This window comes from Pseudomonas sp. 3HC3 (assembly GCF_044904505.1).
Classification (GTDB): domain Bacteria; phylum Pseudomonadota; class Gammaproteobacteria; order Pseudomonadales; family Pseudomonadaceae; genus Aquipseudomonas; species Aquipseudomonas putida_Y.
On sequence record NZ_JADDRH010000003.1, the window covers coordinates 283,002 to 294,761 of the forward strand.

8 protein-coding genes and 2 pseudogenes are annotated in these 11,760 nt (G+C 60.8%); 4 read left to right on the forward strand and 6 right to left on the reverse strand.

The window, feature by feature from the left end:
- Positions 1-5: 5 nt before the first annotated feature.
- The 5 genes and pseudogenes from INQ47_RS08435 to pcaR form a co-directional block, all read right to left on the reverse strand.
- A complete protein-coding gene (locus INQ47_RS08435) occupies positions 6-1,295 on the reverse strand; it encodes an MFS family transporter (RefSeq protein ID WP_084850837.1) in 1,290 nt (429 codons plus the stop codon).
- Positions 1,296-1,482: 187 nt separating this feature from the next.
- Entirely contained in the window at positions 1,483-2,688 is a 1,206-nt protein-coding gene (pcaF, locus tag INQ47_RS08440) for a 3-oxoadipyl-CoA thiolase (RefSeq protein WP_173401673.1), read from the reverse strand.
- Positions 2,685-2,771: pseudogene (locus INQ47_RS08445) on the reverse strand (CoA-transferase subunit beta); the annotation flags it as partial. The gene pcaF and the pseudogene INQ47_RS08445, both read right to left, overlap by 4 nt.
- Positions 2,772-3,010: 239 nt before the next feature.
- The gene (locus INQ47_RS08450) at positions 3,011-4,357 is read right to left on the reverse strand and encodes an MFS transporter (protein WP_404701499.1); all 1,347 of its coding nucleotides are present in this window, start codon (positions 4,355-4,357) and stop codon (positions 3,011-3,013) included.
- Positions 4,358-4,677: 320 nt separating this feature from the next.
- Positions 4,678-5,553, reverse strand: a complete 876-nt coding sequence (gene pcaR, locus INQ47_RS08455) for a pca regulon transcriptional regulator PcaR (RefSeq protein ID WP_404701500.1) — start codon at positions 5,551-5,553, stop codon at positions 4,678-4,680.
- 477 nt (positions 5,554-6,030) lie between these two features.
- Between pcaR and INQ47_RS08460 the strand changes: the two genes are divergently transcribed.
- Together INQ47_RS08460 and INQ47_RS08465 are read left to right on the forward strand one after the other, a co-directional pair.
- Positions 6,031-6,231 carry a hypothetical protein gene (locus INQ47_RS08460; RefSeq protein ID WP_003251937.1) on the forward strand — a complete coding sequence of 67 codons (201 nt, stop codon included), beginning with the start codon at positions 6,031-6,033 and terminating at the stop codon, positions 6,229-6,231.
- A gap of 312 nt (positions 6,232-6,543) precedes the next feature.
- Positions 6,544-8,016, forward strand: coding sequence for an inorganic phosphate transporter (locus INQ47_RS08465; protein ID WP_252459893.1), 1,473 nt, complete (start codon positions 6,544-6,546; stop codon positions 8,014-8,016).
- A 122-nt stretch (positions 8,017-8,138) separates the two neighbouring features.
- On the opposite strand, the gene INQ47_RS08470 is transcribed toward INQ47_RS08465, so the two are convergent.
- On the reverse strand, positions 8,139-9,614 hold the full coding sequence (locus INQ47_RS08470; RefSeq protein WP_404701501.1) for a helicase HerA-like domain-containing protein: 1,476 nt from the start codon (positions 9,612-9,614) through the stop codon (positions 8,139-8,141).
- Between the two features lie 168 nt (positions 9,615-9,782).
- Between INQ47_RS08470 and INQ47_RS08475 the strand changes: the two are divergent.
- Together INQ47_RS08475 and INQ47_RS08480 are read left to right on the forward strand one after the other, a co-directional pair.
- Positions 9,783-10,799, forward strand: a pseudogene (locus INQ47_RS08475) (cache domain-containing protein); the annotation flags it as partial.
- A gap of 93 nt (positions 10,800-10,892) precedes the next feature.
- Positions 10,893-11,657: a methyl-accepting chemotaxis protein gene (locus tag INQ47_RS08480; RefSeq protein ID WP_373604725.1), complete on the forward strand. Its 765-nt coding sequence runs from the start codon at positions 10,893-10,895 to the stop codon at positions 11,655-11,657.
- The last annotated feature ends 103 nt before the right edge of the window (positions 11,658-11,760 follow it).

Here is an 11,760-nt window from a genome sequence, read left to right on the forward strand (position 1 = left end):
CGTCCTTAATCATCATGGTGCAGGTACACCGCCTGCTTCGGCAGGCGCAGGCTGAACAGGAAAGCAATCGCCATCATCGCCGTCACGTACCAGTAGAAAGTGTTTTCCATCCCCAGGGTTTTCAGACCCAGGGCCACATATTCGGCCGAACCGCCGAATGCTGCGTTGGCCACCGCATAGGCCAGGCCCACCCCCAGTGCACGCACCTGTGGCGGGAACATTTCGGCTTTCACCAGGCCGCTGATCGAGGTGTAGAAACTGACGATACACAGGGCCAGGCTGATCAGCACAAAGGCCATGAGCGGGCTGGTCACGGTTTTCAGTGCCATCAGCAGAGGCACGGTGAACAGGGTACCGAGCGCGCCGAACAGCAGCATCGAATTGCGCCGACCGATACGGTCGGACAGCATGCCGAAGAACGGCTGTACCACCATGAACAGGAACAATGCTCCGGTCATCACGTAGCTGGCGTTCTTGGCTGTCATGCCCGCAGTGTTGACCAGGTATTTCTGCATATAAGTGGTGAAAGTATAGAAAATCAGCGAGCCACCAGCGGTGTAGCCAAGCACCGTGATGAACGCCGCTGCGTGATTGCGGAACAGGCCACCGATCGAACCTGCATCCTTGTCATTGCGGGCTTCGGCGCTACTGGTCTCGTGCAGCGAACGGCGCAGCATCAACGAGATCAGGGCGGCGATGGCCCCCACCACGAAAGGAATGCGCCAGCCCCAGGCCCGCAGTTCATCTTCAGTCAGCAGCTGTTGCAGGATCACCACGACCAGTACCGCCAGCAACTGGCCGCCGATCAGGGTGACGTACTGGAACGAAGCAAAGAAGCCGCGCTGCCCACGCAGGGCCACTTCACTCATATAGGTGGCCGTGGTGCCGTATTCGCCCCCCACCGACAGGCCCTGGATCAGGCGAGCCAGCAATAGCAGCGCCGGGGCCCAGGTGCCGATGCTGGCATAGGTGGGCAGGCAAGCGATCATCAGGGAGCCGAAGCACATCATCAGCACCGAGATCATCAGGGAATTCTTGCGACCATGGCGGTCGGCGAGGCGGCCGAAGATCCAGCCACCGATTGGGCGCATCAGGAAACCTGCGGCGAATACACCAGCCGTGTTCAACAACTGCACGGTGGGGTCGTCCGAGGGGAAGAAGGCCGGGGCGAAGTAGATCGCACAGAAGGCGTAGACGTAGAAGTCGAACCATTCCACCAGGTTGCCTGACGAGGCACCGACGATAGCGAAGATGCGCTTGCTGCGTTCTTCGCCGGTGTAATAGGTTGAAGTCATGACGGTTTTACTCCTGGAGGGTACTAGGTAAATCTAGACATACCTGGTAACACACTCGTTCCGCTATCTGGCTGGCAATTGGCCTTATGTCTCACAGGACAGGCCTCTTCGCGGGCAAGCCCGCTCCCACAGGTGATTGCGTGGATCCCTGTGGGAGCTGGCTTGCCCGCGAAGAGGCCGGTACAGGTCAAACCCGCTCGATGGCCAGTGCCAGACCTTGGCCAACGCCCACACACATGGTCGCCAGGCCTTTACGCCCACCACTCTTCTCCAGCTGGTGCAGCGCAGTCAGCACCAGGCGCGCACCGCTCATGCCCAGCGGGTGGCCCAGGGCAATGGCGCCGCCATTAGGGTTTACCTGTGGCGCATCGTCAGCGACACCCAGCTCACGCAGCACTGCCAGGCCTTGGCTGGCAAACGCCTCGTTAAGCTCGATCACGTCGAAATCACTTACCGCCACCCCCAGACGCTCAGTCAGCTTGCGCACCGCCGGCACCGGGCCAATGCCCATGACACGTGGAGCAACGCCGCCGCTGGCCATGCCCAGAACGCGGGCGCGCGGGGTCAGGCCGTGCTTCTTCACCGCAGCGGCCGAGGCCAGGATCATCGCCGCGGCACCGTCGTTCACGCCCGAGGCGTTGCCGGCGGTGACCGTCTTGTCCGGACCGTTGACCGGTTTGAGCTTGGTCAGCGCCTCCAGAGTGGTTTCCGGGCGCAGGTGTTCGTCACGTTCGACGATGATTTCGCCCTTCTTGTGAGCGATACGCACCGGCACAATTTCTTCGGCGAAGAAGCCGGCAGCCTGCGCAGCAGCAGCCTTTTGCTGACTGCGCAGGGCGAACGCGTCCTGGTCAGCACGCGAAACCTGATAGTCGTCAGCCACGTTGTCGGCGGTTTCCGGCATGGAATCCACACCGTACTGGCTCTTCATCAGTGGGTTGATGAAACGCCAGCCAATGGTGGTGTCTTCCAGCTTCATGTTGCGCGAATAGGCGCTTTCAGCCTTGCCCATGACGAACGGGGCGCGCGACATCGACTCGACGCCACCCGCAATCACCAGTTCCATCTCGCCGCTGGCGATGGCGCGGAAAGCGGTGCCGATGGCATCCATGCCCGATGCACACAGGCGGTTCAGGGTGACACCCGGGATGCTTTCTGGCAGGCCGGCCAGCAGCAGTGCCATGCGGGCCACGTTGCGGTTGTCTTCACCGGCCTGGTTGGCGCAGCCGAAGAACACTTCGTCTACCTGGTCCCACTGCACGCCTGGGTTGCGCTCTACCAGCGCCTTCAGCGGCACGGCTGCCAGGTCGTCGGCCCGCACGCTGGCCAGGGCGCCGCCGAAGCGGCCGATCGGGGTACGGATGGCATCACAGATGAATACGTCGTGCATCAGGCTTCTCCTGCCAGCTGGCCATGGGCCGCGGCGGTACGGGCGTCGAGGTCACACATGGTGGACAGCTCGATTTGGGTGGGTTCGGAAATGTTCTGCGCGTGGCATTTTGGAGGCTCCTGGTCAGGGTGCTTCGATAAACCCAGATTAAGGAGACTGGCGGGTACCTTACAATCCGATAATCGACTATTTGTGCGATTATCGAACCATTTGTTTTACAACTATTCCCCCACCACCAGGCAGTTATGCGCCCTGATCGCAGCACAACACCGCTCCTGCCGGAGCAGCTTTGTGCTGCGAATGGGCCGCGACGCGGCCCTCGCCCTCAGGTTGCGTCGGAGTGGCTGACCAGCCCCTTGACGACCACACCCACGGTCGCCAGTGCCGCCGGTACGAGCAAGGCCGTCAGCACCTGCTCGAAGTTCCAGCCCAGGCCCAACAGCGTTGCGCCACTCCAGGCCCCTAGAATCGCACCAAAGCGGCCAATACCCAGCATCCACGATACACCTGTGGCCCGGCCCTGGGTGGGATAGAAGCGGGCCGCCAGCGATGGCATTGCCGACTGCGCACCGTTCACGCACATACCAGCGACGAGTACCAGCGTGGCTAACACGGTGATGTTGCCCAGGCTCTGCCCCACTGCGTACGCGAACACCCCGGCCAGCAGATAGAAAATGCCGATCACCTTGTGCGGATTGAAACGGTCCATGGCCCAACCCACGCCGACTGCACTTAGCACTCCGCCAAACTGGAACAGCGCGCCGATGAACGCGGCCTGTTCCATGCTCGCACCACTGTCACGCATCAGGGTTGGTAGCCAGCTGGTCAGGAGGTAGACGATCACCAGACCCATGAAATAGGTCAGCCACAGCAGTACGGTGCCCAAGCCGTACGTGCCAGAGAAGATCACCGCGAACACGTTGCGTGCAGCCACCGCCTTTTGCTCCGGCACGCTGAAACTGCCTGCCTCGGCCACCACTTGCGGCGCGATTGGCGACAAGGTCTTGCGCACCTTGTCGGTGCCGCGATTGCGCACCACCAGGAACCGCGCCGACTCCGGCAGCCAGACCATCAGCACCAGCGCCAGCAGCAACGGCAGCACGCCACCGATGACCAGCAGGCTGTGCCAGCCGTAGGCCGGGATCATCTTGGCGGAAATGAAGCCACCACCCGCCATGCCCAGGTTGAAGCCACAGAACATGCTGGTCACCAGCAGCGACTTGAGGCGCTCCGGGGTGTATTCGGACAACAGCGTGGTGGCGTTGGGCATGCCTGCACCCAGCCCCAGACCAGTCAGAAAACGCAGCACCAGCAACTGGTCGACGTTGGAGGCATAGGCCGAGGCAAGGCTGAAGCCACCGAACACCAGCACCGCCCCCACCAGCACGCCTTTGCGGCCAAAACGGTCAGCCAGCGGCCCGGACCCCAGGGCGCCAAATACCATGCCGATCAACGCGGCACTCATGACCGGCCCAAGGCTGGCGCGGTCGATCCCCCATTCTTGCGACAGTGCAGGGGCGATGAAACCCATGGCAGCGGTGTCCAGGCCATCGAGGAAGACGATCAGGAAGCACAGCAGCACAACCCGCCACTGATAGCGGGACAGCGGCTGCTGATTGATGAATGACTGAACGTCGAGGCTTTTGCCGACGTTGATTTGCGCTTGGTTCATTATTGTTATCCAGAATGTGGGGCACAGTCAGGCCATTGCACGCGGGTAACCGGTACAAGGGCGATGATTGGGGTAAATGGCCTGGGTCAGCCTGGATATAACGTTACTGCATGCGGGTGCGGCCGCAGCAGCGAGGTGACAGTATTCATGAGCAAGTGCCTCTTATGTTTTTCTTGTTCGGTCGGCTAGCCGACCGTTGCGAGAGACATTAATCAGCGGACCGAGGTGAAGCAATTCACCCGGCACGACACTGTGCGTTTATCGCACAAGAAACGGTTTTGCCTGTTCTGATCCAGGGCCACAAAGTGCTCCCTGCGGTCTCAACCAAACAACTGATGGCAAAGGTCCCGGCTGGCTGCCAGCAAAATCGGCAAGAACCGCTGCTCCAGCTCACTGCGGGTCACCCGCCCGACATGAGTACTTACATTCAACGCAGCCAACACCTGCCCCGAAGCGTCGTACACCGGCACCGCAATCGATCGCAGCCCCTGTTCCAGTTCCTGGTCCACCACGCACCAGCCCTGGGCGCGCACCTGCTGGATGCAGGCGAACAACGACTCAGGGTCATTCAGGGTACGGCTGGTGCGCGCCTTGAGGTCGGCACGTTCCAGGTACTCACGCAGGCTGGTGTCGTCCATGGCCGCCAGCAGAATGCGCCCCATCGACGTGCAATAGGCCGGCAAGCGCCCGCCCACCGACAGATCGACCGAGATCAGCCGCTCGACTGTAGCCGAACGGGCTATATAAAGGATGTCGTCACCTTCAAGGGTGGCCATGTTGGCCGCCTCATGCAACTGGTCGCTGATGCGATCCAGGTACGGCTGGGCAGAAATTGCCAGTGGCGTCGACGACAGGTAAGCATGCCCCAGGGTCAACACTTTGGGCAGCAGCGAATAGGTACGCCCGTCGGTGGTGGCGTAACCCAGCTTGATCAACGTGTGCAGGCAACGGCGCACCGCTGCGCGAGGGATTTCGGTACGGTGGCTGATCTGGGCGATAGTCAGGTGACGCTTGCGTTCCTGGAAGGCCTGGATCACGGCCAGGCCACGTGCCAGAGAGGTCATGAAGTCAGGGTCACCGGTAAAGGCCTGGATGCGCTTGGCCGGGGAAGCCACGATCGGCGGCGCCATGGCAGCCGAAGCAGGTCGCGCCACTTCCGCACTGCCGGAATCATTGTCCAGGGTTTCGTCACTCATCGCACACCTCAAAAAAAACACCGGTTCGTGCGATTATCGAACAAACGGCCGATAATCGCAATTGACCGCCGACACGTTTGCTTATACCTTTCCCATGCCACTTGTGGCTTCTTTGGAGAGACTGGTCAGGTACCCACCGTAGAAGTCCCCAGGCAACGGCCTCGCCTTTCGGCGAGGCCGTTTTTCATTACGGCCCGCCCTGACATTGCAGCGAACTTCTATCCGTCATTCCTTTCAAACTTGTACGAAAGGTCCAAACTGTTGGCGAACAGATCCTGCTACTTGCGCCAGATGATGTCAGTGCTGAGTAAATAACGATGTTCGGCGAATTATCGGTTGCTATAATCGACTGCGCAGGCCCTCCGTTTACCGTGGTAATGGAACCTTCCGCTTTATCAAGCCGTTGCGGCCAGCAAGGCAATATGCATGTGGCACAATGCATGACAACAGTCATTACACTTATTTCAGGTACTGCACGTGACGAAAGATGAACTGCGCGCGGAACTCGAGCGCCAGGCTGAACGTTACAAGGATGTTTATGGTGGCGAAGTCACCACTTACGCCGCACAACCGGATCCGGAACGCAAACCCTGGCGCAAGCGTGCCAGCGTTCGCGACCAGGCCTTCAGCCAGGAACTGGAACGCATCGAAAAAGAACTGCGCAGCGACAATCCCTGAGCCTCGGGGCCCCCTGCGCGCCGTCGCCCGGTCAAACCGGGCGAGGTCGATCTTTACTGTCTGGCCGATGATGAAATGGAATTACACAAATTTCATACATCCGTTTGAATTTTAGCGAGATGAACTCTTATCAACATTTAGGCCATTTTTCGCCATTTTTTGCGACTTTTAGCCGCCACTTACCCCTCTGAACACCCCCCTCTGCACGACACGCTTGCACCATGAAGACTGTCATCTGTCTGTTGCAGGTGCATCGATTGCCAAGGTTTTCTGGCATAATCCGGCCCCCCTATGACCCGCCAGACAACCTTCATGATCGATTTATTCAGCGGACTGGATGCCTGGGTGTTGGTGAGCCTGCTGCTCGCCTTGACCTTCGTACTCGCCTTCGAGTTCATCAATGGCTTTCATGACACCGCCAACGCGGTAGCTACCGTCATCTATACCAAAGCCATGCCACCGCACCTCGCCGTGTTCTTCTCCGGCGTGTTCAACTTCCTTGGCGTTCTGCTCGGCGGTGTCGGGGTGGCCTATGCCATCGTGCACCTGTTGCCGGTAGAGCTGCTGATCAATGTGAACACCGGACACGGCTTGGCCATGGTCTTCTCGTTGCTGGCCGCGGCCATCACCTGGAACCTGGGCACTTGGTACTTTGGCATCCCCGCCTCCAGTTCGCACACGCTGATCGGCTCCATTCTCGGTGTCGGCCTGGCCAACGCCCTGATCAACGACATCCCGCTGGGCGACGGCGTCAACTGGCAGAAAGCGATCGATATCGCCATGTCGCTGGTGGTCTCGCCAATGGCCGGCTTCGCCGTTGCTGCCCTGGTGCTGATCGGCCTGAAATGGTGGCGCCCGCTGTCGAAGATGCACAAAACCCCGGAACAGCGCCGCAAGCTCGACGACAAGAAGCACCCGCCCTTCTGGAACCGTCTGGTCCTGGTGGTTTCCGCCATGGGTGTGAGCTTCGTGCACGGCTCCAACGACGGCCAGAAAGGCATCGGCCTGATCATGCTGGTGCTGATCGGTATTGTGCCGGCCAAATTCGTACTCGACCTGAACAGCACCACCTACCAGATCGAGCGTACACGCGACGCCACCTTGCACATGAGCCAGTTCTACCAGCGTAACGCCGCCACCCTGGGCGAGTTCCTGGCACTGGGCAAGGCCAAGGCCAGCGACCTGCCGGAGCAGTTCAGCTGCAACCCTCAGCAGACCGAGCCGACCATCGCTGCGCTGCAGACCTCGCTGAAGGGCGTGACGGACTACCACAGCCTCGATGCCGATAAGCGCGTTGAAGTACGCCGCTACCTGTTGTGCCTGGATGACACCGCGAAGAAGGTTGGCAAGCTGCCAGGCCTGGATGCTCGTGAAAAGTCCGACCTTGAAAAACTGCGCAAAGACCTCACCGCCACTACCGAATACGCCCCGTTCTGGGTGATCGTGGCCGTTGCCCTGGCCCTTGGCCTGGGCACCATGGTTGGCTGGAAGCGCGTCGTGTTGACCGTAGGCGAGAAGATCGGCAAGCAAGGCATGACCTATGCACAAGGCATGTCGGCCCAGATCACCGCAGCCTGCGCCATCGGCATGGCCAACGTATTCTCCCTGCCGGTGTCGACTACCCATGTGTTGTCGTCCGGCGTGGCCGGCACCATGGTCGCCAACAAAAGCGGCCTGCAAGGCGGTACCGTGAAGACCATCCTGCTGGCATGGGTTCTGACCCTGCCTGCCTCGATGGGCCTGGCGGCCGGCCTGTTCTGGCTGGCGTCCAAAGCCATTGGCTGAGTGACACCGCAATGAATGAAGGCGCCCACGGGCGCCTTTTTCATGGCCGTCATTCCTGTGCCGCCCTGTTCTTTACCGGGGCAGCCTTGTGCTACCGAAGGTATGGGCGCAGTGCAGGAAGACTACCTTTTCTTGCCCCCTAACAACGAACCCATCAACCCGCGCACCAACTGCCGCCCCAACTGGTTAGCGGCCTGGCGCACTGCCGACTTGATCGCCTGCCCCGCTGCACTCTGCAAGAACTCGCCAGCCTTGTCGGCAAAGCTCTCTTCATCCGCCTTCGGTTGTGGCGCCGGGTCCACCGGCTCGCCCTTACGCTGGCTCAGCATTTCATAGGCAGACTCACGGTCCACCGGCTTGTCATAGCGCCCCGCCAATGGCGAAGCGGCAATCAGCGCACTGCGCTCAACCGCGCTCAGTGGCCCGATACGCGACTGCGGCGGTGCAACCAGCACCCTCTGCAAGATGGCCGGCGTGCCCTTTTCTTCCAACGTACCCACCAGCGCTTCGCCAATACCCAGTTCAGTCAGCACTGCCAGGGTGTCGAACGCCGGATTGGGGCGGAAACCATCGGCTACCGCCCGCAGCGACTTCTGCTCCTTGGCCGTGAACGCCCGCAAGCCGTGCTGAATGCGCAAGCCCAACTGGGCCAGCACCGCGTCGGGCAAGTCCCCCGGCGACTGGGTAACGAAATAGACACCCACCCCCTTGGAGCGGATCAGCCGGACCACTTGCTCAAGACGGTCCTGCAACGCCTTGGGCGTGCCGTTGAACAGCAAGTGTGCTTCATCGAAGAACAGCGCCAGCACCGGTTTGTCAGCATCTCCGCGCTCGGGCAACTGCTCGAACAATTCGGCCAGCAGCCACAACAGGAACGTCGCGTACACCTTGGGCGCCTCGTGCACCAATCGGCTGGCATCGAGCAGGTGGATACGCCCACGGCCATCCTGATCAGGGCGCAGCAGGTCCTCCAGCTGCAATGCCGGCTCGCCGAACAGTGCCTCGGCGCCCTGCTGCTCCAACGTAGCGAGCCGGCGCAGCAAGGCCTGGGTGGAAGCCGTGGTCATCAGCGCGCTGTCTTCGCCAAGCAGCTGCGGGTTGTCCTTCAGATGCGCCAGCAGGGCCTTGAGGTCTTTGAGGTCCAGCAGCAGCAGGCCTTCGCGGTCGGCCACCTTGAATGCTGCGTACAACGCCGCCTGCTGACTGTCGGTCAGTTCCAGCAAATTGCCCAGCAGCAGCGGCCCCATTTCACTGAGGGTGGTGCGCAGCGGGTGGCCAGACTGCCCGGCGATATCCCACAGGCTCACCGGATAGGCCCGGGGCGTATGCCCCAGCCACGGCATGCCGGCGATACGCTCAGCCACCTTACCCTGTGGCGCACCGGCAGCACCCAAACCACAGAGGTCGCCTTTGACATCGGCGGCGAACACCGCCACCCCTGCGTCACTGAACACCTCCGCCAAGTGCTGCAGGGTGACAGTCTTGCCGGTACCCGTTGCGCCAGCCACCAGACCGTGCCGGTTGGCCAGGCGCATTGCTTGCCCGACTGGCTGGCCATCCGGGCCCGCCCCTACAACGATGGTCGAAAATTCCGACATCTTTTTAATCCTCTGCTCAAGCTTTAGCTTAATTCGGCCGATACCTGTGGGTGATATTCGCCTTAATAGAGAGGAACAACCGAAAAGGGACTTCTCGGGATGTTGCACAACCTACGGCTCCACTCGTGCGAACGCCTGATTAGAACCTTAGCGGAACCGATTACGCCCATGAACAAAAGCCTTCGTTTCAGCCACAAGATTCTTTTGGCGGCATCACTGATCGTGATACTCGCCTTCAGCCTTTTCACCCTCTACAACGATTACCTCCAGCGTAATGCGATCCGCGAGGACCTGGAAAACTATCTGGCTGAAATGGGCGCCTCCACGTCGACCAACATTCGCAACCTGTTCGAGGGCCGGATAAAACTGGTGGAAAACCTGGCGCAGAACATTGCCCAGAACCCCGCCAGCGCCGAAACCCTGATGGGTCAGAATGCGCTGACCTCCAGCTTCCTCACGGTCTACCTGGGCAAGGTCGACGGCAGTTTCAGTGTGCGCCCGGACGCGAAGATGCCCGACGGCTACGACCCGCGCACCCGCCCTTGGTACAAGGACGGCATGAACGCCAGCGGCGCGACCCTGACCGAACCGTACATCGATATGACCACCAACAAGATGGTCATTGGCATCCTCAACAAGGTCTCCAGCAGCGTTGGCGTGGTGGGCGGCGACCTGGCCCTGGACGGCCTGGTGCAGATCATCAACTCGCTGAACTTCGGCGGCATGGGATACGCCTTCCTGGTCAACGACCAGGGCAAGATCCTGGTGCACCCGGATAAAGATCTGGTCATGAAGTCGCTGTCGGACCTGTTCCCGCAGCACACGCCGAAACTGACCGGTGAGCTGACCGAAGTGCAAAGCGATGGCCAGACCCGCCTGCTGACCTTCAGCCCGATTACCGGCCTGCCGTCGGCAAACTGGTACATCGGCCTGTCGGTGGACAAGGACAAGGCCTTCTCGATGCTCAGCACCTTCCGCACCTCTGCGGTGATCGCCACGGTAGTGGCGGTGGTGATCATCATCGGCCTGCTCGGCTTGCTGATCCGCGTGTTGATGCAGCCGCTGCACACCATGACCCGCGCCATGGAAGACATTGCCGAAGGTGAAGGCGACCTGACCAAGCGCCTGCACATCCACAACCACGACGAATTCGGTGTCCTCGGCAACGCCTTCAACCGCTTCGTCGAACGTATTCACAGCAGCATTCGCGAAGTGTCTTCGGCCACCGAACAGGTCAACGAAGTGGCCCTGCGGGTGATCAGTGCTTCGAACTCGTCGATGACCAACTCCGACGAGCAGTCCAACCGCACCAACAGTGTCGCAGCCGCCATCAACGAACTGGGCGCTGCGGCTCAGGAAATTGCCGGCAACGCCGCCCAGGCTTCGCAGCACGCAAGCTCCGCGCGCCTGCTGGCCGAAGAAGGCCAGCAAGTGGTCGAGCGCAACATTGCCGCAATGAACCGCCTGTCCGACCTGATCGTCACGTCCAGCGCGCACATCGAAACACTGAACAGCAAGACCGTGAATATCGGCCAGATCCTCGAAGTGATCACCAGCATTTCCCAGCAGACCAACCTGCTGGCACTAAACGCCGCCATCGAAGCGGCCCGCGCCGGTGAGGCCGGGCGTGGTTTTGCCGTGGTCGCTGACGAGGTGCGCAACCTGGCGCACCGCACCCAGGAATCGGCGCAGCAAGTGCAGACCATGATCGAAGAGCTGCAGGTCGGGGCCCGCGAGTCGGTCGATACCATGGACCAGAGCCAACGCCACAGCCAGGACAGCATGCAGATCGCCAACCAGGCGGGTGAGCGACTGGACAGCGTTACCGTGCGCATTGGCGAAATCGACGGCATGAACCAGTCAGTGGCCACTGCCACCGAAGAGCAGACCGCCGTGGTCGAGGCGATCAACATGGACATCAGCGAGATCAACATGCTCAACCAGGAAGGTGTGGAGAACCTGCAAGCGACCCTGCGCGCGTGCTCCGACCTCGAGCAACAGGCTGGCCGCCTGAAGCACCTGGTGGGCAGCTTCCGTATCTGATAGCTGCTACACCTTCGCCTGGCGCAGCCCTTGTGCTGCTCCAGGCATTGCGCACTCCCCCTCTCAAACTGATCGAACAAACTATCCTTCTGATAGGTCCACC

Excerpts from the sequence above, each read along its gene's own strand:
- INQ47_RS08435 (WP_084850837.1), bottom strand. The coding sequence starts at position 1,295 with ATGACTTCAACCTATTACACCGGCGAAGAACGCAGCAAGCGCATCTTC.
- INQ47_RS08450 (WP_404701499.1), bottom strand. The coding sequence starts at position 4,357 with ATGAACCAAGCGCAAATCAACGTCGGCAAAAGCCTCGACGTTCAGTCA.
- pcaR (WP_404701500.1), bottom strand. The coding sequence starts at position 5,553 with ATGAGTGACGAAACCCTGGACAATGATTCCGGCAGTGCGGAAGTGGCG.
- INQ47_RS08465 (WP_252459893.1), top strand. The coding sequence starts at position 6,544 with ATGATCGATTTATTCAGCGGACTGGATGCCTGGGTGTTGGTGAGCCTG.
- INQ47_RS08470 (WP_404701501.1), bottom strand. The coding sequence starts at position 9,614 with ATGTCGGAATTTTCGACCATCGTTGTAGGGGCGGGCCCGGATGGCCAG.
- INQ47_RS08480 (WP_373604725.1), top strand. The coding sequence starts at position 10,893 with ATGACCAACTCCGACGAGCAGTCCAACCGCACCAACAGTGTCGCAGCC.